A 22,957-nucleotide genomic window follows, 5' to 3' on the forward strand; every position below is an offset into this window, starting at 1 on the left:
CGTTTGCGGCCAGCGGCGTTTCATCCCGCAGCGCGGCGCCGCGAGCCGGGGTCCGTGCGGACGACCATCACCCCGACCAGGGTGAGCGCCGCGCCGGCCAGGGCCAGCGTGGACGGGCGCTCCCGCAGGATGACGGCCCCCGCGGCGAGCGCCACGATCGGCGTCAGGTTGCTGAAGATGGCCGTTCGCGTGTTGCCGATCCGCTCCACGCCGCGATACCAGATCAGGTATCCCAGGCTGATGGCGAACCCGGCGGAAAAGGCGAGTCCGCCCCACGCGCCCGGCGTCACCGCGGCCCACCGCTGCGCGCGGAGGGCGGGAATGCCGGCGGGGATGAGCCCCGCGGCGCCCACCCACAGCGTCCACGCCGTGGTGCGCACCGATCCGTATCGCGCCACGATGGGACGCGCGCCCACCGTGTACGCCGCCCACGCGATCGCCGCGGCCAGCAGGATGCCGTCGCCCACCAGCCCCGCGCGTCCCTGCGCGCCCAGGCCGGCGCCGCTCACCAGCGCGATGCCGGTGATGGAAAGCGCCGCGCCGCCCCAGGTGCGGCCGCCCGGTTGCTCGTGCCCGGTGGCGAGGGAGAGAAACGCCGTCATCACCGGGGTGAGCGCCAGGATCAGCGCGCTGTGGCCCGCCGCGCTGCGGTCCAGCCCCAGGATGAAGCACATCTGGTAGATGACGTTGCCCAGCAGCCCCAGCGCGATCACCCGCGGCGCGTCTGCCCGGGCGGGAAGCCCGGCCTCGCCCCGCGCGCGCAGCACGCCGTACACGAGCACGGAGGCGATGGCGAAGCGCAGCGCGTTGAAGCCCAGCGGATCAAATACGCGCAGCGCGTCCTTGACCACGGCGAAGTTCACGCCCCACACGCACACCATCAGCGCCAGCGAGCTTTCCGTCCACCCCCACCCCGGCACCGGCCCCGTCGCCTCCGCGCCCAGTTCCGTCGCCCCGTCCCGCTCGTCCATCCCGCCGCTCCGCTGTAAAACGAAGCCGGGGAAGACGCACGTCGTCTCCCCCGGCATCCGGTATCCGCCACTCGCGCGCTATCCGCGGGCGAACGGCGACTCGTCGAACCTCGCCAGAAGATCGGCGGGATCGCGGTAGACCGCAACCGCGTCCTTCAACTCATCCTCCCTCCAGCCGCCGCAGGTGAGCGCGATGCAGCGCACGCCCGCCTTGTTGGCCGCCTCGATGTCGTACGGCGTGTCTCCCAGCATGAGCGCTTCCCCCGGCTCGCACCCGCCGCGCTTCAGCGCCGCCTGCACGATGTCAGGATCCGGCTTGGACGCGTCGGCGTCGCTGGACGACGTCTTTTCATCCATCAGCTTCTCCAGCCCGCCCTGCTTCAGCAGCCCCTTCATGTCCGTCTTGCTGGCGGAGGTGGCCACGACGAGCGTGAGCCCCTCGTCGCCAAAGCGGCGCAGCAGGTCGGCCGCATGCGGAAACGGCTTCAGCGTCGGGAGATAGCGCTCGCGAAAGATCTCGCCGCGGCGGTCCTTGATGCGCGTTCCCTCATCCGTGTCCTCCTCGATTCCCGTCAGCTCGGGGAGAACCTTGTCGCCGCCCATGCCGATCATCCGCCGCACGCGCCCGTACTCCACCGTGTGGCCGAACTCGGCCAGGGCATCCACCCAGGCGTGGGCGTGCTCGTCGTTGCTGTCCATCAGCGTGCCGTCGATGTCCAGCAGCACCGCCTTGAGGCCGCTCACGACTTCACCTCGTCCAGCTTCTTGAGCGGGCCGATGGCGGGGCCGGTGAGCACCTCGCCGGTGGGGCCGAAGCGCGAGCCGTGGCAGGGGCAGTCCCAGCTGGTTTCCTCCGTGTTCCACCGCACCACGCAGCCCAGGTGCGTGCACAGCGCCGACATCTCGTGCACGGCGCCGGACGGATCGCGGTAGCACGCCACCTTGGAAAGCCCGCGCTGCAGGATGGCGCCGCTGCCGGCGGGAATCTGCACCGGGCCGTCCACGTCGCCGCCGGTGGGCGCCAGGCGCAGCATCTCCGACGCGACGTCCAGGTTCTCCTCCACGAACTCCATCACCGAATCCGTGCTGATGCGGATGCGCGACGGATCGTACAGCGACTCCCACTCGTTCGGCGTGCCCAGGATGAGGTCGCGGATGAGCATTCCCGTGATGGTCCCGTGCGTCATGCCGTGGCCGGAGTCGCCCGTGCCCACGTACACGTTTTCGCGCTTGCCCGGGTCGCGGCCGATGAAGGCCATGTAGTCCGCGGGCTCCATCACCATCCCGCTCCAGCGGAAGTCAAAGGTCTGCGCGGCGGGAAAGTGTTCGCGCGTCCAGGCTTCCAGCGGCGCGTAGCTCTGCCGCTCATCGTCCTCGTGCGCCTGCTTGTGGTCTTCACCACCCACGATCAGCCACTCGTGGGACGGATCGCCCTCCACCGGCTGCACGCGGATGTAGTGATAGGCCTCGCGCGTGTCCCAGTACAGCCCGCGGGCGACGCTGCCCGCGGGGATGCGCGACGCCACCACGTACGAGCGATACGGCGCCTGCTTGGTGTGTGGCCGGAACCGGTCGTGGATGGGCGGATTGGTGCAGACCACCGCCGCGCCCGCGGTGACGGAAAATCCTTCGCCGGACACGCGCGTCCGCTCGCCGCCCTCCACCTCCATCACGTGCGTGCCGGTGTGGATGCGGCCGCCGCGCCGCTCGATGGCATCCGCCAGGCCGTTCAGGTACTTGAGGATGTGGAACTGTCCCAGCCGCGGAAAGCGCAGCGCAGGGCCGCTGTCGAAGGGCACGCCGGGAATGCGCTCCACCATCTCGGCGTCTGCGCCGGCGCGGCGGGCGGCGTCGCGTTCTTTCTCGAGGAAGTCCCGCGTCTTGTCGGGATCCAGAAAGTAGTAGCCGTCCACCCGCTCGTAGTCGCAGTCGATCCCTTCCGCCGCGGCGATGGCGCCGATCTGCTCGATGGCGGCCTGATGGCTGGCAAAGGCCAGGCGCGCGCCGTCCTCGCCGTGCACCTTTTCGAGCACGTGGAAGTAGTCGTCCAGCGCGCTGCTGAGGTGGGCGGTGGTCTGCCCCGTCTCGCCTGCGCCGATGGCGTCCTTTTCCAGGACGATGACGCGCTTTCCCGCCGCGGCGAGCAGGTACGCGGTGGTCATGCCCGCGATCCCCGCGCCGATGACGCACACGTCCGCCTCCGCGTCGCCCGTGAGCGGCGTGGTCTGCCGCTGGGGGTGCGTGGATTCCCACACTGAAACCGATCGTTCGTTGGACTGCATCCCTGGCCTCCCGTACCGAGCACGCCTGCGGCCGCCGCGCCCCGGTGCGGCGGCGGGGCGGAGAGCGTTTGCAATGATCGTACAAGGACGCGGGGCAGGATGGATGGAGGGCGTCCGGGTGAGAATTGCGCGCCGCTCTCTGACCTCCTGAGCGGATGAATCCGCCGCTCAAACAGCGCAAAAGCCCCGACACCGCGCTATTCGCGCCCGGTTCGGGGCTTCAACCGCATTGGGGCTGACGGCAGGTCAAGGATGCAGTCCGCGGCGGCCGATTTCGGGTCCGCAGGCGCGATTGCCACGCCGAGCGGCAGCCCAGGAACGCACGCCGAACCCGCCTCCGCACCGAACGGCTCCCCCTCCCCCGCTTGCGGGGCGAGGGGGCTGGGGGGAGGGGGGTGCCCGCCGCCACGCCGAACCATCCGGAACGCACGATCCTGGTGTGTGCTCCCTCTCCCACATCCGTTCGTGGGAGAGGGTCGTCGTGCGCAGCACGCGGGGTGAGGGTCCTTCCTTCTACCGCAGCGCGCTGGTCACCACGCGCCCGTCCAGCGCCTCCGTGGGGCGCACGCCCAGGATCGCGGCCAGCGTCGGCGCGATGTCCACCACGCGGATCTCGTCGTCGTGGCGGCCGGGGCGAAAGGCGGGGCCGTAAAAGATGATGGGCACGTGCACGTCGTACGCGTGCGGCGCGCCGTGCTGCGCGTACGTTCCCGGCCCCCACACGCGACCCGGCTCCAGCGTCACCACCACGGGAATCGGCTGGTCGCGGGGGATCATGTGCACCCACCGGCGCGCGATCTCATCCCGCTCCAGCGCGGCCGGGGCGAGCCTCCACAGGTCCGCGATCCGGTCCACGCGCCGCACCCCGCGCACCCGCCGCGCGCGCCGCCCGAACGCGTCCGCCAGCGAATCCGGGTTCACCCCGCGCGGCAGCAGTTCCGGCCGCACGAACAGAATCCCGTCATCCGACTCGAACGCAGCGGGATTGACCCCGGAGCCCAGTTCCGCGCGCATCGCGGTGACGATCGTATCCAGGCTCACGTGGTACTCGGCGGCCCGCGCCGGCACCGCGACCTCCGGAAACGACGCCACGCCGTGGTCCGCCGTGAGCGCAAAGATGACGCGTGACGAATCCACCTGCGCGTACACGGAATCGATGAAGGCGCCCAGCGTGCGGTCCAGCCGCAGCACCTGGTCGTGGATTTCGCGCGAGTCCGGGCCGTAGCGGTGGCCCACCGCGTCCGTGGTGGAAAAGGAGACGGCCAGCAGGTCCGGCTGCCCGCCGCGCCCCAGCTGCATCGCGCGCAGGCCGGTGATGGCGGCGTCCGCGGTCAGCTGGTCCATGAACGGAAACTCGGTGAAGTACTTGGCCGCCGAATCGGGGTCCGCCGGCACGCGGTGCGGAAACGCGGGCTCGTGGCGGCCGCGCTCGATGGGGGAGCGGCTTTCGGCGGCGACGGTGTCCGGCTCCGGATACTCGCGCACGGGGAGCAGCGGTGCCCAATCGCGTCCCGCCATCCCCTGCACGATGCGGCGCGCGTTGAACGCCCGCACCCAGGCGGGAAGCGTGTCGCCGTAGTAGGTGCTGGTGGTGAACGAGCCGCGGTAGTCGTACCAGAACACGGACTGCTTGGCGCGCCCCAGGGGGAGGATGGCGCCGCGGTCCTTGCGGGAGATGGAAAGCGCGCGGCTGGCGGGATTGGCGATGCGCATCCAGTCGATCAGCGTGCTCCCGCGAAAGCGGAAGGGCGACGCGCCCAGCATGGTCCCGCTCAGCAGCGGCGTCTGGGCGTCGCCCACGCCGTACGCGTTGGCCACGATGCCGGTGCTGGCGGGAAAGCGCCCGCTGAGCGTGCTGGCGTGGCCGGGCGCGGTTTCGGTGATGGCGTGGTCCTGCATGCCGTTGGCGTAGAACGCGCCGTTCCGGTGCAGCCGCGCCAAGCCGCCGGTGAGCTGGCGTTCGTACCGGGCAAAGTAGTCCGGCCGAAGCTGGTCCACGGTGATGAAGACGACCAGCGAGGGCCGCGCGGCCTGCGCCGTCTGCGCGGCGGCGGGGAATGCCAGGGCCGTGGCCAGTGCCGCGGCCGCGGTCAATCTTGAAATCATGCTGCGTTCCTGCGTGTGCGGGTTGGGCTGGATGCACGCAAGGTATTCACCCCCAAATGCCTGCGCTACCCGGGCGCCCGGCGTGCGCGCGCCGCCGCCGCAAGCGCCCTGCCCGTGCGGCCGTCCGTGGCGGAAACGGGACGATGTTGTGACCGGCGACAGGAAATATCCCTGGTGCAAACGCACGTGGGATAGGCTTTCGGCGCACGACTGGATTCGGCGTGGCCGCCGGCTGTGGCCCTCACCCCGCGTGCTGCGCACGACGACCCTCTCCCACGAACAGATGTGGGAGAGGGAGCACACACCAGGATCGTGCATCCCGAATGGTTTGGCGCGGCGGCGGGCTCCCCCCTCCCCCTCGCCCCGCAAGCGGGGGAGGGGGAGCCGTTCGGTGCGGAGGTGGGTTCGGCGTGCGTTCCCGGGCTGCCGCTCTGTGTAAATTCGCGCCTGGAGGACACGAAACCGGCCGCCGCGGTCTGCATTCGAACCCGCTTGTCAGCCCCAACGCAGTTGAAGCCCCGATCGTGGACGCGACAGCGGCCGCGAGTCGGGGGTTCCCGCTGTTTGAGCGGCGGATTCATTCGCTCAACAGACTTCGCGCAGAACGATACTCCTCGTCACGCACCGACCTCTCCGCCCTGCCTCAACCCTCCCCCAGTCTTTTTTGGGGGAGGGTGGGCGAGTAGTACGAGCCCGGGTGGGGGCCGCTCCGGGGCCACATCTCCCGCCACCGTCGCCCCCGGTACGACGATTGCTCCCCCGTGATCCCGTTGTCTCTACACACACTCTGGAGGATTCCGTGGACCTGCTGACCTGGATCATCGTTGGACTCGTGGCGGGCGTGCTCGCCGGGCTGGTGGTGGGCGGCGTCGGCCTGATCGGCGACATCGTGGTGGGGATCGTGGGCGCGTTCGTCGGCGGATGGCTGTTCCGCCAGCTGGGCGTCACCACGCCGTTCAGCGGCTTGGCCGGCACCATCTTCACCGCCTTCATCGGCGCGGTGGTACTGCTGGTCCTGCTGCACGTCATCCACCGCAGCCGGCGCGGCGGGCGCAGGCTGTAGCCCGCGCCGCAGCGTCCGCGGAGCATCATCCCATGCTTCACGTCACCAACGGTGACCACGCGGCGGACGCGATCCGGGCGGCGGGTGCGCCCGGACCGGTCCTTCCGTGGCGCGACGTGCTGCACGACGGCCCCGTTCCCGCCGGCCTGCCGCTGGCGGAACTGAGCCGCATCCGCGCGGAGTTCATCGCCTCGCGCGGATGGGCGTCGCCGGAGGATGCGGAGCGCTCGTTCCGCGAGCGGGACGACGCGCTGGCCGCCGCGCGCGATGAGGATGAGGTCGTGCTCTGGTTCGAGCACGACCTGTACGATCAGCTGCAACTGGTCCAGGTGCTGGACGAGGCGGCGCGCCTCCCCGTCCGGCTTACGCTCATCAACCCCGCGCAGTACCTGGGGCCGTCCGCGCCGGAGCAGCTTCGCGCGCTGTTTCACCTGCGCGCGCCCGTCACGCCCGCGCAGACGGCGCTCGCCCGCGCCGCGTGGGAGGCATTCCGCGCCCCCGATCCGCGTGGCATCCAGTCGCTGCTGGAAACGGACACCTCCGCGCTCCAGCACCTCGGGTCCGCGCTGCGCCGGCATCTGCAGCAGTTTCCCTGGACGACGGACGGCCTGTCGCGCACGGAGCGGCAGGCGCTGCGGAGCCTGGCGGATGGCCCGGGCTCGTTCGCCGAGGCGTTCGCGGCGAATCAGGCGCGGGAGAGCGCGATATTTCTGGGCGATTCGTCGTTCCTGGGCGTGCTGGCGGACCTGGGCGCCGACCCAGATCCGCTGGTCACGTGGGATGACGGCGCACCCGTCCGCGCGCTCGCGCCCGGCGTGACGATCGCGAGCGTGGCGGACCATCGGCTCACCCTTACCGACAACGGCCGCGCTGTACTGGAGGGACGGGCCGCGTGGGCGCCGCGGACGGACCGTTGGCTCGGCGGCGTGCACCTGCGCGCCGGCGAGAGCGGATGGCGGTGGAACGACGACACCGGCCAGATCGAAGCCGGCACAGGGCGGACGGGCGAATCCGCATCCGCCGCAAGCGCGTAGTTCAGCCGCGTGGCACACATCCTCCACCGGGGAGGAGCACAGGGTACACGCAATCCCAGAAAACCGAACTCGGATGGACAATGGCCGGTTGAGCCTGCCCCCGCTTCCTGACGAAGAACTCAAGCGGCAGCAGCTGGATCACATGAAGCGCCTCGCCACCGGCCTGCTGGCCGTGGCGACGCTCATCTTCATCGTGGCGCGGATCTACGAGTCGCGGTATCCGTGGCTGGGGTACATCCGCGCCACCGCCGAAGCCGCCATGGTGGGCGCGGTGGCGGACTGGTTCGCCGTCACGGCGCTGTTCCGCCATCCGATGGGAATCCCCATCCCGCACACGGCCATCATCCCCACCCGCAAGGAGCGCATCGGCCGCAGCCTGGGGGGGTTCGTGCAGAACAACTTCCTCGCGGCGCCGGTCATTACCGCCAAGCTGCGCAGCGCCAACATCGCGGGAAAGCTGGCGCAGTGGCTGGCCGATCCCGCGCACGGCGACACGGTGGGGCGCCACGCCTCCGCGGCGGTGACGGGCGTGGTGCAGGTGCTGCGGGATGAGGAGGTGCAGGAGATCATCACCGAAAGCCTGAACAGCCGCGTGCGCAAGACGCAGGTGGCGCCGCTGATGGGCAACGTGCTGAGCCTGGTGACGGCGGAAAACCGGCACCAGGAGCTGCTGGATTCCGCCATCCGCCTGTTTGACCGGCTGTTCGAGGAAAACCGCGACGCGCTGCGCGACCGCATCGCCAAGGAAACGCCCTGGTGGATGCCGTCCGCGGTGGACGACCAGATCTACCGCAAGATCGCCAACGGGATCGAAAACACGCTGGTGCAGGTGGCGGCCGATCCGGACCATCCGCTGCGCCACCGCTTCAACGACGCCGTAAACGAGTTCGTGGAGCGGCTCAAGAGCTCGCCGCAGATGATTGCGCGCGGCGAGGAGCTCAAGGAGGAGATCCTGCAGCATCCGGCGGTGCGCGGGTACAGCGCCTCGCTGTGGGCAGACATGAAGGCTTCCGTTCTGCGCCACGGCGCGAACCCGGAATCCGAGTTCCGCCGCCGCGTGGGCAACGCCGCCACGCGCCTGGGCTCGTCGCTGGCGGAGGACCAGGAACTGCTGGACAAGGTGAACGGATGGGCGGAGCAGGCGCTGCTGTACGTGGTGGAGCAGTACCGCGGCGAGGTGGCGGACCTGATCGAGACGACGGTGGCCGCGTGGGACCCGGAGGATACGACGCGCAAGATCGAGCTTCAGATCGGCCGCGACCTGCAGTACATCCGCATCAACGGAACGCTGGTGGGCGGATTGGTGGGCCTGTTCATCTATACCGTCAGCCAGTTCTTCGGGGGATGACGGGAAGCCTCGCCCGGGGCGACTGAAGTCGCGGCAACAACGGGCAAAGTCCGCCTTCGCGGATTGTGGGGGCGGTTTCCTCCAGGAAGGCGCTGTTCGGAAAGTCCGCCATCCAGGAGCGAATAAATTCGCCGCTGGAATAGTGCGAAGTCCGCCTTCGCGGACTGCGGCGGAAGGGTTCGGCGCGGGTCGCGAAGTTCGCTTGTCGCAGGCCAGATCCTTCGGTCGCGCACAGTTCGGCTTGGCGGAGAGCGCGGCGCACGCTCCCTCAGGATGACATGGTGCGGGGTGCGTATCTCTTTGCGGCGCCACATCATGTCATCCTGAGGAGGCGCCGGCTGAAACCGCCGCCGCACCGCCGCTTGGCGCCGACGAAGGATCTACTTTCCGCCGAGCCAACTCCGCCTGACGCGCCGAATCCGCCGCCAATGCAGTAGAAGCCCCGAACAACGCCCACAGGCGTCGTTCGGGGCTTCTCATTATCAGAGCGGCGGATTCACCCGCTCCCGACCATCCGCGGCGAGGATGCCGGCGTGCTGATCCGCATCATCCACCACCCCGCACTAACGCACTAACGCACCCAGCACTAACGCACTTCCCGCCCTTACCACGTCAGCACGATCTTCCCGAAACTGTCGTTCCCTTCCATTCGCTCGTGCGCCTTGCGCACCTGCGAGAACGGAAAGGTGCTGTCCACCACCGGACGGATGCGTCCGGAGCTGATCAGCGGCAGCACCGCGCCGGAAAACTCGCGCGCCAGCGCGATCTTCTCCTCCAGCGGCCGGCTGCGCAGCACCGTGCCGAACAGGTGAATGCGGCGCCGCAGCAGCAGCCCCAGATCCACTTCCACCTTGCTTCCCCCCGTCGTCCCCACCACGCACACGCGGCCGCGCAGCGCCACCACGCGCAGGCTAGCCTCCAGCAGCGGCCCGCCCACCAGGTCCATTACCGCGTGCACGCCGCTGCCGTACGTGGACTGATTCACCGTCTCCGCCAGGTCCTCGCGCGTGGTGTCGATGCCGATCTCCATCCCCAGCTCCTTGGCGCGCTTCAGCTTGGAAGCCGACCGCGACGTGCCGATCACCGTCGCGCCCGCGGCCCCGGCCAGCTGCACCGCCGCCGTCCCCACGCCGCTGCCCACGGCCAGCACCAGCAGCCGCTCGCCCACGGTCAGGTCCAGCTGCCGGAAGAGCGCGTCGTACGAGGTCAGGAACGCCTCCGGGATCGCCGCGGCCTCTTCCCACGACAGGTTCTGCGGAATGCGGATGCCCTCGCGCTCGTGCACCACCACGTACTCCGCGTGCCCGCCGCCGCCCACGATCCCCATCACACGGTTCCCGACAGCCCACAAACCGGCGCCCTCGCCCACCGCGTCCACCTCGCCCGCGTACTCAAGCCCCGGAATGTCCGCCGGCGCGCCCGGCGGGGCGGGGTAGGAGCCCCGCCGCTGCAGCAGGTCCGCGCGGTTGAGCGCCGAGGCGTGCACGCGCACGCGGATTTCGCCGGGGCCGGGCTGCGGAACGGGGCGGTCCAGCAGTTCCAGCACCTCCGGCCCGCCCGGTTTGGTGATGACCAGCGCCTTCATCAGCGGCCTCCCCCGGCCGCGCGCTCGCGAAAGAACGCCTCGATGCCGCGCACGTGCGCATCCGCCAAGCGGTCCAGAAAGGCCGGGTCGCGCAGCGCCGCTTCCTGCTCCGGAATGGGCATGAAGAGCGATTCCGTCAGCGCCGTCGGCATCCACGTGGGCCGGGCGAGCGCCAGGTTGCTCTGCTGCGCGCCGATGTCGCGGATTCGCGTCACACCCACGATTTCGCGGTTGAGCGCGCGCGCCAGCGAGGCGGAAAAGGGATGGAACCAGTAGACGCTGGTCCCCTGCCCGCGGAATGGGTTCTGTCCCTCGCCGAACGCGTTGTTGTGCACGGAAACCAGCAGCTCCGCGTTGCGGTTGACGGCCAGCGACACGCGGGCGCCCAGCTCCTGCGACGCGCTGGTGTTGCTCACCATCGCCTCACGGGTCGTGCGCGTCATGATGACTTCCGCGCCGCGCGCCCGCAGCTTTTCCGCCAGCGGCAGCGCGATGGCGAGGTTGGCGTCGCCCTCGTACATCCCGGTCGGCCCCGTGGCCCCTGCCGGCGGGTGGCCCGGGTCGATGACGATCCGCCGGCCGCGCAGCGGGTTGGCCGCGTCGATGGCCGGCGGGCGGCGGACGCGCACCACGAGCGTTCCATCCCCCTCGTACCACGCCTTGTAGCCCCACGCCGGCGTGGACGTCATCACCATGTACTGCGGCGATCCACCCGACGCCGACGCCTGCGCCACGCCGCGCAGCCACGCGTCGGGTGCGGCTTCGCTGCGGGGCGCGGCCGTACCCGAGGCGCCATAGACGGTCACGCGCACCGCGCTGTCCGTGTGCTCCACCAGGAACGGCCGCCCGCCCGCGGCGATGCGCAGGTCCACGCCGTCCGCCGCGCGCACCAGCCGCGCCGCGCCGATGGTGCCGCCCGCGGGAGCCGCCGCCGTGGTGTCGGCGATGGCCAGATTGTCGGCGTCCACCCATGCCTCGGTGGACGCGTCCAGCCGCACGCGGTACTGGCTGCCGCGCCGCTCCACCACGCTCAGCCGGGTGCCGCGGGGAAAGAACCAGCGGTACGTGCCGGTGGGCGTCGGCCGCGCGTAGATGGCGTCGGAGCCGGTGGCCAGCGTGTCGCCGCCCCGCGTGACGGTGGCCGCGCGCGCGGTGGCGTATACCGCGTTTTGCGACGCGCCGGTGGACGGCGTGACGCGCGTGGCGGTGGACGGTGTCACGTAGGCGATCTCCCGGGTCACCACTTCGCTGCCCAGCCCTGCCCGCAGCCGCCACGTGCGGTCCGCCGGGCGCGGCAGGTAGGCGATGAACGCGCCGTTGGGCGCCACGGGAACGGGGGTGCCGTTGATCTCCAGCCCCGCCCGGCCATTGCCGACGGAGCCGTACAGGATGATGCTGTCCGACCGGGGCTGCGCGCCGCCGCCGCTGGGCTCGATGACGCGGATGGCGAGCGCGCCGTTCACCGCGGGAATGGCGGGAAGCTCGGGGCTCACCGGCTGGTAGTCCACGTGCGCGACGGCAGACGGGGTCGTCGTCGTGCCCGTGGGCGCGGGGCGCGGCTCGGGGCTGGTTGCCGGACCGGACGGCGAGCAGCCAGCGGCCAGGACGGCGGAAAGCGCCAGGGGCGCTGCGATGCGATGCATCAGAGCTTCGGGAACCGGTGGTGAAGCGCGGGGATGGACCGCCCGCGCGGCTTCGTTCGCCGGGGCCTACTGCAAGGTGCGGGCAACTCCGCCGATCGGCCGCACCCGCGCGCGTTTTTCGTGGATGCCGATCATCCCCGGGCCGCCACCGCGCGCTCTACGAAGCGAGCCGCCATCCGCGGGTCCGCGCCAAAGTGCAGGTGCAGATACGAGGCGAGAATGTTTCCGTCGATGGAGACGAATCCATCCACCGCGCCGTTGTCCAGCCGGTACGCGGGGCGGATGGACGGGGCGGCCAGCGTGGAATGATGGAACTCGTGCCCGCGCACCATCCATCCGGATTGCGCCACGGGAGAATCCGCCAGCGCACGCGCCTCGCGATAGCCGATCGTCAGCCCGCCCATCGCCGAGGTGCCGGGGATGACGCCCGCCATCGCGTGCCGCGCACCGTCCGCGTCCACCAGCCACTCCGCCAGGTACATCAGCCCGCCGCACTCGGCGTAGACGGGGCGCCCGGACGCGGCAAAGGCGCGGATCGCGTCCAGCATCGGCGCGTTTGCCGCCAGCGCCGCGGCATGCAGTTCCGGATAACCGCCGCCCAGGTACAGCGCATCCGCGTCAGGAAGGGAGTCGTCCGCCAGCGGAGAGAAGGGGACCAGTTCCGCGCCCGCCTCGCGCAGCAGGTCGAGGTTGTCTTCGTAGTAGAAGTCGAACGCCACGTCCCGCGCGACCGCGATCCGCGCACGTGTCTGCGCCACCGGTGGCGGGAGCGGATCGTCGAACCGCGGGAGCGCGCCCGCGGACCGCGCGATCTGGAGAATGGCGTCCACGTCGATCGTGGGGCTGGCGAGGTCGCGCAGCCGCGCGATGTCCATCGGCCGCTCGGCCGCGGTGGTCAGCCCCAGGTGCCGCTCGGGCAGGCGGATGGCGTCGTCCGCCGGCAGCCAGCCGAGCACGGGGACGCCGGCCTGCACGACGGCGTCGCGGCAGAGCGCAAAATGCCCCGCGCCGGCGCAGCGGTTCAGAATCACTCCCGCGAGCGGCAGGTCCGGGGCGAGGGTGTTCAGCCCGTGCGCCACCGCCGCCGCCGTCCGCCCCATCGTCCACACGTCGATGACGGCGATCACCGGCGCGCGCAGAAGACGGGCGACGTGCGCGGTGGATCCTTCGTCGTCCGCGCCGCGCCCGTCGAACAGCCCCATCATCCCCTCGATGACCGCCACGTCCGCCGCGTTCCGCCCCGCCGTCGCGCGGCGGAAAAGGGCACGCAGCGTGTCTGGCGGCAGCAGCCACGCATCCAGGCTGCGCCCCGGCCGCCCCGCCGCCGCGCGGTGGTGGGCGGGATCGATGTAGTCCGGCCCGGCCTTGAACGGCGCGACGCAAAAGCCCCGCTCGGTGAGCAGGGCCATGATCGCGGCGGCGACGGTCGTTTTCCCCTGCCCGGTCCCCGCGGCGGCGATCACAAGCCGCGGTGCGTCTTCCCTAGCCTTTCCCGTCATCAGCCGTGCAGCCATGGGCGCACCAGGTGCGGTACCAGCACGCAGACGGCGAAGCGGAAAAAACGGCCCACCAGGCCGATGGCCAGAAAGAGCCACAGGTTCATCCGCGCGGCTCCCGCCACCAGCGTCATCAGCACAAAGGGCGGAAAGCCGACGAACGCGCTGATGAACATCACCATCCCCCCCGAACGGGGCTTGGTGGCGATGTACTCGTTGGCGCGGGTAAGCGCGTTCTGCAGGTGCTTGCCGGGAAGCTTTACGGCGCCGGTTCCCGCGTAGTAGACGAGGATCTTTCCCACCATCTGCCCCAGCGCGGCGGCCAGCGCCAGCGAAAGGGCAAAAGGCTTCGGCGCCAGTGCCGCCGCGCCGATCAGATAGATTTCAATGGGGATGACGGGAATGACCGCGCTGGCGAACGCGACGCCGAACGTGGCGAGACAGGCAAGCAGAAAAGACATCACAATCCGGTGCAGGGGCGTGCCGACAGGGACGGAAACGTAACGCGGCGTCACGGCCCGTGCACCCTGCCGCGCAAGGACGGCGCCGCGCGGAAACGGATGGCTTCGCCGCCGGGCGCGGGCTGGGAATTGCATTCCCCCGGCCGGGGCGCGGAGCGCGCGCCGTTGTTCGCACCCCGTGGCCGCCGCCGCGGGCCGCATCCACCGTACGGGAGTCCGCCGTGATCCGTTTCCTCCGTTCCGCCCGCATCGCGGTTCTGCTCGCCCTGCCGCTGCTCGCGGCCTGCGACGACGGTTTTACGGCCCCCAAGCGGCGCGACATCGCGGGCACGTACGCGCTGGCCAGCATCCAGGTCACGGAGAGCGGCGCCACGACCACGAAGCCGGTTCCGCTGCTGCTGTACCAGGGGCCGCTGACGGTGAACGGCACGGCGTTCAGCATCCGTTACGAGCTGCTGTCGGGCTCCATCGCCCTCACGGAAACCGGCGGCACCTTTTCCTACTCCGCCACCTACCGCATCACCGAGGTGAATGGAGGATTCGCGCCGGACACGCGCACGGTGACCGCATCCGGTACGTACCTGTTCCTGAACGGGCAGATCGGCCTCACCCAGACCGCGGGCGGCGACGCGGAGATCGCGCCCGGCGGTACGCTGGTAAACGGAGAGCTTACGTTGCAGACGCGCGAACCGCTGTTCGGCAGCCCCGGCACGTACCTGTTCCGCCGGTGACGGGATCTGGATGGATGACGAGGGGCCCCGGAGCTTGCTGCCCCGGGGCCCCTCGCTCGTTCTCCGCGCCATCGTGCCTGACGGGTCCGCCGATGCCCCCGTCGATCTGCCACGTGGTGGCTCGGATAGATGCCGCTGATCGGCGTCACCAATCCGCAGGTGTCCTGCGTAGCGATACTGATATCGACGCGAGGATCAGGGCTGCTGGCGGGAGAGCGTCATCACCCAGGGCGCGATCGGGGGCTCGCCGGCAAAGAAGTCGCCGCGCTCTCCCTGTGTAATCGCCCAGCGGTGAATCCAGCTGATTCCGCCCGCGCCGGTGAACGTGTCGGCCGACGCGTACACGGGGTCGTCCAGTGCCTGCGCCATGGGCACGAACCGGTAGCCGCGGCGGCGCAGCATCTCGGCCACACGCCCGAAGTGGTCGGCGTTCAGATTGTTGGCGTGCACCAGCAGCACCTGCGGGATCTCGCGGCCGAACAGCGCGGTGGACTGCTGCTCGTAGTACGCGGTAATCGCTTCCATGTAGCGCACGTACTCGTCCGCCAGACGCACGCGCGTGGCGGAATCCGGCGCGTAGTCGTACGCGGCGGCAAAAAGCCAGTCCTGGTCGTCGATGGTGACCGGCGCCACGCGATAGCCGCGCTCCGTCAGCAGCGCCTCCACCCGGCGGCGGTCATCCAGCGAGCGTCCCGTGTGCAGAAACGGGTGGCGAAAGTAGCGGGGCCGCTGTCCGGAATCCCGCGTCAGCGCGCGCGTCACGGAATCCCCGCGCGTGATGTCGGCCAGGTACGCGTCCAGGGACGTGGTGTGCATGTCCAGGTGCGCGTAGCCGTGGTTGCCCAGTTCCAGCCCGGCATCCGTCCACTGGCGCAGAAAGGCGATCCTCTGCGGATCCGGCGCCCCATCCGTCACCAGCTTGGCCTCGTTGACGAACCCGATCACCGGAATGCGGTTTTCGGTGATCGTGGCAATCAGCCGTGTGGTGATGCGCTCGTGCGTGGCCAGCACCCCGTCGTTCACCTGCGCCACGGCCGGCAGATCGTCAAAAGTGATGACCATCTGCCGCTCAGTGGTGGGAGCGGCTGGGCTTCGGGCAGCTGCGGGCCCCTGCGCCGAAGCGATTGACGCGGCCAGGAAGGTCGCCGCAAGGCTGATGGTTGCAACGCGCATGTTCATGAGGGCAGACGCCGTTGTCGGATGCGATCTTCGTAGACCACGGTGAAGTAGCCGGTGATCTCCAGCTCGGTCGAGTTCACCAAAGCCGCGACCGCGTGTCCAACGGCGGTGAGGTCGGCCGGTCCGCGTCGAATGTAGATCACGGCGCGGGGCGCAGGCGCTCCTCGATAGTAGATCAGTTCCCCGAAGTCTCGGTCTTGAGTGATGAGAACCCGGCCCGTGGCCCGTGCGAGCGCAAGGACATCGGTGTCCGCACTCCCCGGCGCGAGTTCCGCAACCGACTCGATGTCGAGGTTCGCGGCTCTCAGCAGAGTTACGCTCAGCGCCGAGACATTCTCATCCGCCAGAAAGCGCATTCAGTCTGCCGCGGCCAGCGAGGCAGAGAAGTACGACTCTTCGCTCATGTTGTCCTGAGCGAACGCGAACACGGCGCGAAGGTCCTCCGGCTTCAGATGCGGATACCCCTCCAGCACCTGCGCCTGCGTCAGCCCGTCCGCAAAAAGCCCGAGCAGGAATTCAACAGCCAGCCTCGTCCCGCGAACAACCGGCCGGCCAGACAGGATTGCGGGATCCGAGTGGATATGCTCGCGCCAGTCAATCTTGCTTTCCATGACGACCACCTTGGTTGGGGATGAGATCGGTCGCGGTTCAACGCGACTGCTGCGCCGCCGCCCGAATCCGCACGGTGCGCTCCAGTTCATCGCGCGACTGCAGCAGCTTGCGGCGCACGTCCAGCGGCAGGTCCGGGTTCTCGGCCAGGTAGCGGTCCACCACGGCCAGCGCCTCCGGGCTGGACTGCCCGCCCACGAACGAGCTGATCCAGCGCGGCAAAAAGAAGATGCGCCGGTTGTCGCGAATCCACACCAGCCGGTCCAGCGAGCGGCGCAGGAACGGGAGCGTGAGGTCCGCCTGCGACGGCACGTTGAACGTTCCGGCCGCGGCCGTCACCCACTCCTCGTTCAGCGCCGGATCATCCAGAAAGCGCCCGAACAGCTCCGCCTTCGACGCCGCGGACGGCACCGCCGCCTGCGCCACGAACGCCCGCCGCGGCGACTCGGCGCTGGTGTCGCGCGCCGCCTCCGCGCTGATCAGCCGCGCCGGCTCCCGCTCGCCGAGCGAAACCAGCCGCTCCACGATGCTCCACCGCGTCGGCTGCCGCACCGCCGCGCCGTCGAACGTCCGCGTGCCGGCCAGGTACTCGCGCAGCACTGCACGCCCCTCGTCCGTGCGCGCCGTGCCCGCCAGCCAGTCCAGGCTCGCCTTGCGCGCGCCGTAACCCAGGCGCGAATCCGCCGTGCGCGCCAGCAGCAGCCGCTCCCACTGCGCGGACAGCGCCGCGCCGCGCGCCTCCGGAAGGTAGGTGGCGATCGCCGTCCACGCGCGCCCCATGTTCAGCCCGGCGATCTGCTCGTCCGTTTCCGCCGGCAGGTCGCGCAGCACCGTCGCGGCGAACGCGGCCGGGTCCATCCGTCCCTCGCGCACCTCGTCCCACAGCGCGCCCCACAGCATCGCCCGGCGCAGCCCGTCCGGCTCCGATCCCACCTTCTGCGCCACGTGCCGCGCGCTGGCGCTGTCCAGCAGAAACAGCCCGTAGCCGTAGTCGCCCTCGTTGCTCCACACGTACTCCGGCGCGGGGAGCCCCGCCGCCTCGCGCACCTCCGTCACCGCACCCGTGAACGCCACGGGAATGACGGTGTCGCGCCTACCGCCGTATGCCAGGCGGACCAGGACGCGCCCCGGCCACCATCCGCCGGGATCGCCCGCCAGGTCGCGCGCCGGACGCTGGTGCAGCGTCAGCCCGCGGATGCGCCCGTCGCGCACTTCCACCCGCGTTTCCACGACGGGCATTCCCGCGCGCAGAATGTACTGCTCGCCGAACTGTTCCAGCGGCACGCCCGACGTTTCCTGCACCGCGGCCAGCAGATCGCGCCAGGTGGCGTTGCCGTACGCATGGCGCTTGAGGAACACCGTGAGTCCCGCCTGGAACGCCGAATCGCCCACCATGAAGTTGAGCTGCTTCAGAATGGCGGGCGCCTTGTTGTAGACGATGGGGCCGTAGTTGCTCTTGGCCAGGTCCAGGTTGGGCAGGTCCTGCCACACCGGCGTGGTGCCGGAGGTCTGGTCCGTGGCGTACGCCAGCGGCTTGTTGCGCAGGTAGAAGCTCTTCCACGCCTCGCTTCCCGGATCCAGCTCGTCCTGAATGCGGGCCGCCATGTACGTGCTGAACCCCTCCTTGAGCCACAGGTCGTCAAACCAGCGCATGGTCACCAGGTCGCCGAACCACTGGTGCGCCACCTCGTGGTAGATGGTGCTCTTGCGGCCGATCTGCTGGTTGAGCGTCGGTGCTTCGCGAAAGACGAACTGGCTTTCGTTGTAGAAGACCGCCCCCACGTGCTCCATCCCGCCAAAGGGGAAGGCGGGCGCCAGCAGCATGTCGAACTTGGCGAAGGGAAAGGGGACGCCGAAGTACCCTTCCAGCCATCGCACGGCCCGGCGGTTGGCCTGCATCAGCGTGTCGGCGTCCACCTCGCCGGCGCGGCTGGCGCGGGCGTACAGGGTGATGGGGAGCCCGTCGTCGTCCGACGTCCACGTGCGCCACGGCCCGGCGGCAAAGGCGGCCAGGTAGGTGCTGATGGGCTCCGTCTCCGCGAAGGTCCAGCGCCGCACCGCGCCGTCCGGCTCCGGCGAGCCCGGCCCGTTGGCCAGCACCTTCCACCCCGCCGGCGCGGTGATGGTCACGCGGAAGCGCGCCTTGAGGTCCGGCTGGTCGAACGAGGGAAAGAGCTGGTTGGCGTCCGCGGGAACCAGCAGCGTGTACAGGTAGCGCGAGCCGTCCGCCGTGTCGTCCGCGCGGATGATGCTGGCGCCCGCCGGCGCGATGCGCGCAGTGAACGCCGCGGTGACGGTGTTTTCCCCCGCGCGCAGCCGCGCGGCGGGAATGCGCAGGTGGCCGTTGCGCCACTCCGCATCCGCCACGGGAACGTCGTTCACCGAGACGGCGCCCAGCGCGGGGCCGCGAAAGTCCAAGATCAGGTCGCCCGCCTCCGCCGCGCGCACGAAGCCCACCCGCACCCGCCCCGGTGCGCTGTCCGCGGCGGTTACGTCCAGTTCCAGCCCGTAGCGCACGTCGCGCAGGGTGGCGGCGCGGCGGCGGGCCAGTTCCGCGCTCACGCCGGGCTGCATCATCCCGTCCGGGGCGGCGCTCACGGACGACTGCCCGGCCAGCGGCGCGGCGAGAACAAGGGGAGCAAGGATGAGCGGAAGCAGCGCATGTCGACGGATCATCGGGCGTAACCACGGATTTGCGCGCACGGCGGCGATCCCGTCCACGGCGGCGGGGCGAACGCGGGTGCGGCGGCTGAAAAGGATGACGCCGAACTATAGACGGGCCCGCCGTTCCGGGACAGAGGTCCTGTCCGCCGCCATCGCATCCACCTCCGCCTGTTCGTCCGGGTCGGACTCCCACTGCATGGGCTCGATCGCTTCGATCTCGGCTGCGCTGGACGAGTGGATGGCATGATACAAATCCCACGCTGTCTGCAGGCCCAGCCACATGTCCGCCGTGGTTCCCAGGAAGCGGGCGAATCGCAGGGCCGTATCCGCCGTGACCCCCCGGCGGGCGTTCACGATTTCGTTGAGACGGACATATGAAACGCCGATCCGCCGCGCGAACTCGGCCTGCGTCATCCCCATCGGCCCCAGGAACTCGTGCAGCAGCATCTGCCCGGGATGCGTTGGTTCACGGTGGGTGGGCAGGTTTCGGTAAACATGCGTATAAAGCGTCGACATGTTTTCTTCCACCCGGCTGACCGGCTCAGTGGTAATCGAGGATCTGGACCTCGGTCGCGCCTCCTTCCGAGAACCAGAACCTGATCCGGTACTGGTCGTTGATTCGAATGCTGTGGTATCCAATGTAGTCTCCCTTCAGCTTTTCCAGGCGATTCCCCGGCGGGACCTGCAGATCGGTCACTTGCTTCGCTTCGTCGATCCGCTCCAATCGCCTGAGTGCGGCGGGCCAGAGGATCCGCGGGCAGGTTTGCCGGGCGGCGCGGGTGTCTCTGCCGCGGTAGATGTCTTCCGTACCATCATCGGCGAACGACTTGATCATCGCGGGTGCGCGAGGTGGCGGGTGGATGAGAACGGACCCGTGCACCTCTCGCGCTGTCCAGATTATAACGAGGTCCGTTATAGTCTGCAAGCCCGGCGAGTGATGCCCCACCAAGCTGATGAATGAGGTGTAAACATGGCAATGTCTGTGGTTTAAGTGATCCGCACGCTGGCGGAAAGTGAACGTGGTGGTCAGGCGGGCATTGTTTCTGCCTGTGCGGATTGCCCCATGAAACCAACGAAAATCTTTCTGCTTTCGCCTGCGTACTCCGGCGGCAAGCGCGGGCAGATGCTGCTGCGCGAAGCGGCAACCTTTCCTCTGGCGACACAGCTGCGCAGCGCGGAAGGCGCGGAGCTGGGCGACGTCTTCAGTTTTCTGAGCGGATTGTACTTTCGCGGCAAGATCGCGTACGCCCGCGCCTTTGCCGCGCCGCCGCCGCGGCTGCCCGGCGCGCTCGTCATCACCCCCACGCGCGGGCTGGTGCCGGCGGAGTCGCGCATCGGGGCCGGCGTGCTGCGCGAGTTCGCGGAGCAGGGCGAGGTGGCGCTGAACAACGCCCGCTACCGCGAGCCGCTGGAGGAGCACGCCCGGGCCGTGGTGCAGGCGAGTGCGCCGGACACGGCATTCGTTCTGCTGGGGAGCATCGCTTCCGGCAAGTACGTGGACGTTTTGGCGAGCATCATGGGTGACCGGCTGATGTTTCCCACCGACTTCGTGGGGCGCGGCGACATGAGCCGCGGCGGGCTCATGCTGCGGGCGGCGGCCGACGGTCCGGAGCTGGCGTACACGCCGGTGCGGGGCGCCGTCCGCCACGGCGCGCGTCCACCCAAGCTCGCTCCCCGATCGTGGAAACAGGCCGACCCATGACGCCCCGCGCATCCACCTCCGCATCTTCGGCGCGAAGCAAGCCCGCCGCGCGCCGCGCCGCGAAGCCCGCCAGCGTTCCGGACGCGGAGGCCACGCCGGACATCATCCCGCGCGGCGGCAAGTCGTGCGAGGTGCGGGTGGGCGGCCGGACGGTGACGCTCACCAATCTGCAGAAGCCGTTCTGGCCGGAACTGGGCATCACCAAGGCGGATCTGCTGCGCTACTACGTCGCCGTATCGCCGTATCTGCTGCCGCACCTGGCGGACCGGGCGATGGTGATGAAGCGCTATCCCAACGGGTGGAACGGCAAGTTCTTTTTCATGAAGCGCACGCCGGAGAATGCGCCGTCGTGGCTGAAGACGTGTGCCATCGAGCACGCCAGCAAGAGCGTCATCGACTTTCCGCTGGTCAACCATCTCGCGGAACTTCTGTGGGTGGTGAATCTGGGGTGCATCGACCTGAACCCCTGGTACGCCCGCTGCGACGACGTGAACCGGCCGGACTACCTGCACTTCGACCTGGATCCCGTACCCGGCGCGGACTTCGCGCGCGTGCGGCAGACGGCGCTGATGGTGCGCGACAATCTCAGGAAGCTGGGAATGACGTCGTACGCCAAGACGACCGGCTCGTCGGGCATTCACGTCTACGTCCCCATCGTGCGCGGGCCCCTGCAGAAGCAGGTGTGGAGCTTTGCCAAGGAGTTCGCCCGCGCGATGGAAACGCTGGATCCCGCGCTGGTTACGGCGGAGTACCGGATCTCTAAGCGGCCGCACGGGCGGGTGCTGGTGGATTACAACCAGAACGCCTGGGGGCGCACGCTGGCCTCCATCTACTCCGTGCGCCCCAAGCCCGGCGCCACCGTGTCCATGCCGGTGACGTGGGACGAGGTGGAGAACGGGGTGGAACTGGAGGACTTCACGCTCCAGAACGCGCCCGCCCGCCTGGCGCGCGTGGGCGACCTGTGGAAGCCGCTCACCCAGAAGCGCGGCCGCTTCAACCTGGGGGACCTGCTGTGAACCTTCCGCTTTCCACCGACTACGCCGCGGCGGAAAGCGAGCCGCGCGACGAGCTGCCCACCGGGCCAGAGTGGCAGTACGAGCCCAAGTGGGATGGATTCCGCTGCCTCGCCTTTCGCGACGGCGACGAGGTGGATCTGCGCTCCAAGGCCGGCAAGCCGCTCGCCCGCTACTTTCCCGACGTGGCCGATGCGCTGCGCTCCCTGCGCGCCCGCCGCTTCGTGCTGGACGGCGAGATCGTGATTCCGGTGGATGGATCGCTTTCGTTCGAGGAGCTGCAGCTTCGGCTGCACCCGGCGGAGAGCCGCGTGCGCAAGCTGGCGGCGGTGCATCCCGCCACGCTGGTCGCGTTCGACCTGCTGCTGGGCGCGCGCGGGGGGGTGCTGGTGGACCGTCCCCTGCGCGAGCGGCGGGCGAAGCTGCAGGCGTTCGCGGACCAGTTCTTTGCGGAACGCGTGGCGCTCTCGCCCGTGACGGACGACGCGGAGCAGGCGCGCGCGTGGCTGGAACAGGGAGAGAAGGGGCTGGACGGCGTGATGGCCAAGCGGCTGGACCTGCCCTACCTGTCCGGCGAGCGAACGGGGATGGTCAAGATCAAGAACGTGCGCACGGCGGACTGCGTGGTCGGCGGGTTCCGCTATGCGCAGAAGGAGCGCGTCGTCGGCTCGCTTCTCCTTGGGCTGTATGATGAGGTGGGGAAGCTGAACCACGTCGGCTTCTGCTCCAGCATCAGCCGCGGCGAGCGGAAGGAATTGACGGAGCGGTTGGAGGCGCTGCGCGGCGGCGAGGGGTTCAGCGGCGCCGCGCCGGGCGGGGAAAGCCGCTGGACGCGCATGTCGGACCGGTCCACCGAGTGGGAGCCGCTGCTGACGGAACTGGTGGTGGAAGTGAGCTACGACCACTTCACCGGCGGCCGTTTTCGCCACGGTACCGGGTTCGTGCGGTGGCGGCCGGACAAGGCGCCGGAGCAGTGCACCTACGCCCAGCTGGGCACCGCGGGGCGCGAGTCGCTCCGGCTATTGGGCGTGTAGGCGGGCGTTCCGGGAGCCGCGGTCAGGAAACGATCG

Annotated in this window: 21 protein-coding genes; 7 read left to right on the top strand and 14 right to left on the bottom strand. The window is 69.8% G+C overall.

Annotation, left to right across the window (positions count from 1 at the left end; translation table 11 throughout):
- Positions 1 to 20: 20 nt before the first annotated feature.
- The 4 genes from HNQ61_RS10810 to HNQ61_RS10825 all read right to left on the bottom strand — a co-directional run bounded on the left by HNQ61_RS10810 (position 21) and on the right by HNQ61_RS10825 (position 5,359).
- Entirely contained in the window at positions 21 to 971 is a 951-nt protein-coding gene (locus HNQ61_RS10810; protein WP_170034422.1) for a DMT family transporter, read from the bottom strand.
- A gap of 78 nt (positions 972 to 1,049) precedes the next feature.
- Positions 1,050 to 1,715, bottom strand: coding sequence for an HAD-IA family hydrolase (locus tag HNQ61_RS10815; RefSeq protein WP_170034423.1), 666 nt, complete (start codon positions 1,713 to 1,715; stop codon positions 1,050 to 1,052).
- Positions 1,712 to 3,253, bottom strand: a complete 1,542-nt coding sequence (locus tag HNQ61_RS10820) for an FAD-dependent oxidoreductase (RefSeq protein ID WP_170034424.1) — start codon at positions 3,251 to 3,253, stop codon at positions 1,712 to 1,714. Before HNQ61_RS10820 ends, HNQ61_RS10815 begins: the two co-directional genes overlap by 4 nt.
- Before the next feature lie 513 nt (positions 3,254 to 3,766).
- Positions 3,767 to 5,359 (bottom strand): alkaline phosphatase family protein, encoded by a 1,593-nt coding sequence (locus HNQ61_RS10825; RefSeq protein WP_170034425.1) that lies wholly within the window; start codon positions 5,357 to 5,359, stop codon positions 3,767 to 3,769.
- A gap of 799 nt (positions 5,360 to 6,158) precedes the next feature.
- On the opposite strand from HNQ61_RS10825, the gene HNQ61_RS10830 reads away from it, so the two are divergent.
- The 3 genes from HNQ61_RS10830 (at position 6,159) to HNQ61_RS10840 (ending at position 8,804) form a co-directional block, all read left to right on the top strand.
- On the top strand, positions 6,159 to 6,422 hold the full coding sequence (locus HNQ61_RS10830) for a GlsB/YeaQ/YmgE family stress response membrane protein (protein ID WP_170034426.1): 264 nt from the start codon (positions 6,159 to 6,161) through the stop codon (positions 6,420 to 6,422).
- A 32-nt stretch (positions 6,423 to 6,454) separates the two neighbouring features.
- Complete coding sequence (locus HNQ61_RS10835) at positions 6,455 to 7,456, top strand: DUF1835 domain-containing protein (RefSeq protein WP_170034427.1); 1,002 nt, start codon at positions 6,455 to 6,457, stop codon at positions 7,454 to 7,456.
- An 88-nt stretch (positions 7,457 to 7,544) separates the two neighbouring features.
- Complete coding sequence (locus tag HNQ61_RS10840; protein WP_205761435.1) at positions 7,545 to 8,804, top strand: DUF445 domain-containing protein; 1,260 nt, start codon at positions 7,545 to 7,547, stop codon at positions 8,802 to 8,804.
- 604 nt (positions 8,805 to 9,408) lie between these two features.
- Here the strand turns inward: HNQ61_RS10840 and HNQ61_RS10845 are convergent.
- The 4 genes from HNQ61_RS10845 to HNQ61_RS10860 form a co-directional block, all read right to left on the bottom strand.
- On the bottom strand, positions 9,409 to 10,389 hold the full coding sequence (locus HNQ61_RS10845; protein ID WP_170034429.1) for an NAD(P)H-quinone oxidoreductase: 981 nt from the start codon (positions 10,387 to 10,389) through the stop codon (positions 9,409 to 9,411).
- Positions 10,389 to 12,032, bottom strand: a complete 1,644-nt coding sequence (locus tag HNQ61_RS10850; protein WP_170034430.1) for an N-acetylmuramoyl-L-alanine amidase — start codon at positions 12,030 to 12,032, stop codon at positions 10,389 to 10,391. The genes HNQ61_RS10845 and HNQ61_RS10850 overlap by 1 nt, the downstream gene beginning before the upstream one ends.
- Positions 12,033 to 12,163: 131 nt before the next feature.
- Entirely contained in the window at positions 12,164 to 13,546 is a 1,383-nt protein-coding gene (locus HNQ61_RS10855; RefSeq protein ID WP_205761437.1) for a cobyrinic acid a,c-diamide synthase CobB, read from the bottom strand.
- Positions 13,531 to 13,989 carry a VTT domain-containing protein gene (locus HNQ61_RS10860; protein ID WP_183685640.1) on the bottom strand — a complete coding sequence of 153 codons (459 nt, stop codon included), beginning with the start codon at positions 13,987 to 13,989 and terminating at the stop codon, positions 13,531 to 13,533. The genes HNQ61_RS10855 and HNQ61_RS10860 overlap by 16 nt, the downstream gene beginning before the upstream one ends.
- A 221-nt stretch (positions 13,990 to 14,210) precedes the next feature.
- On the opposite strand from HNQ61_RS10860, the gene HNQ61_RS10865 reads away from it, so the two are divergent.
- Positions 14,211 to 14,720 carry a hypothetical protein gene (locus HNQ61_RS10865; protein ID WP_170034433.1) on the top strand — a complete coding sequence of 170 codons (510 nt, stop codon included), beginning with the start codon at positions 14,211 to 14,213 and terminating at the stop codon, positions 14,718 to 14,720.
- Positions 14,721 to 14,915: 195 nt separating this feature from the next.
- Here the strand turns inward: HNQ61_RS10865 and HNQ61_RS10870 are convergent, their stop codons facing one another.
- The 6 genes from HNQ61_RS10870 to HNQ61_RS10895 all read right to left on the bottom strand — a co-directional run bounded on the left by HNQ61_RS10870 (position 14,916) and on the right by HNQ61_RS10895 (position 20,007).
- On the bottom strand, positions 14,916 to 15,899 hold the full coding sequence (locus tag HNQ61_RS10870; RefSeq protein ID WP_338088122.1) for a polysaccharide deacetylase family protein: 984 nt from the start codon (positions 15,897 to 15,899) through the stop codon (positions 14,916 to 14,918).
- Positions 15,896 to 16,255, bottom strand: coding sequence for a DUF5615 family PIN-like protein (locus tag HNQ61_RS10875; protein ID WP_170034435.1), 360 nt, complete (start codon positions 16,253 to 16,255; stop codon positions 15,896 to 15,898). Before HNQ61_RS10875 ends, HNQ61_RS10870 begins: the two co-directional genes overlap by 4 nt.
- A complete protein-coding gene (locus HNQ61_RS10880) occupies positions 16,256 to 16,510 on the bottom strand; it encodes a DUF433 domain-containing protein (RefSeq protein ID WP_205761441.1) in 255 nt (84 codons plus the stop codon).
- A gap of 37 nt (positions 16,511 to 16,547) precedes the next feature.
- Entirely contained in the window at positions 16,548 to 19,184 is a 2,637-nt protein-coding gene (locus HNQ61_RS10885) for a M1 family metallopeptidase (protein WP_205761444.1), read from the bottom strand.
- Between the two features lie 93 nt (positions 19,185 to 19,277).
- Complete coding sequence (locus HNQ61_RS10890; RefSeq protein ID WP_170034436.1) at positions 19,278 to 19,688, bottom strand: HigA family addiction module antitoxin; 411 nt, start codon at positions 19,686 to 19,688, stop codon at positions 19,278 to 19,280.
- A 25-nt stretch (positions 19,689 to 19,713) separates the two neighbouring features.
- Positions 19,714 to 20,007: a type II toxin-antitoxin system RelE/ParE family toxin gene (locus HNQ61_RS10895; RefSeq protein WP_170034437.1), complete on the bottom strand. Its 294-nt coding sequence runs from the start codon at positions 20,005 to 20,007 to the stop codon at positions 19,714 to 19,716.
- A 228-nt stretch (positions 20,008 to 20,235) separates the two neighbouring features.
- Between HNQ61_RS10895 and HNQ61_RS10900 the strand changes: the two genes are divergently transcribed.
- The 3 genes from HNQ61_RS10900 to HNQ61_RS10910 are packed head-to-tail and all read left to right on the top strand — an operon-like array spanning position 20,236 to position 22,921.
- On the top strand, positions 20,236 to 20,874 hold the full coding sequence (locus tag HNQ61_RS10900) for a hypothetical protein (protein ID WP_170034438.1): 639 nt from the start codon (positions 20,236 to 20,238) through the stop codon (positions 20,872 to 20,874).
- Entirely contained in the window at positions 20,871 to 21,890 is a 1,020-nt protein-coding gene (gene ligD / locus HNQ61_RS10905) for a non-homologous end-joining DNA ligase (RefSeq protein WP_170034439.1), read from the top strand. Before HNQ61_RS10900 ends, ligD begins: the two co-directional genes overlap by 4 nt.
- Positions 21,836 to 22,921, top strand: coding sequence for an ATP-dependent DNA ligase (locus tag HNQ61_RS10910; RefSeq protein ID WP_420816063.1), 1,086 nt, complete (start codon positions 21,836 to 21,838; stop codon positions 22,919 to 22,921). Before ligD ends, HNQ61_RS10910 begins: the two co-directional genes overlap by 55 nt.
- The last annotated feature ends 36 nt before the right edge of the window (positions 22,922 to 22,957 follow it).

This window comes from Longimicrobium terrae (genome assembly GCF_014202995.1).
GTDB classification, from domain to species: domain Bacteria; phylum Gemmatimonadota; class Gemmatimonadetes; order Longimicrobiales; family Longimicrobiaceae; genus Longimicrobium; species Longimicrobium terrae.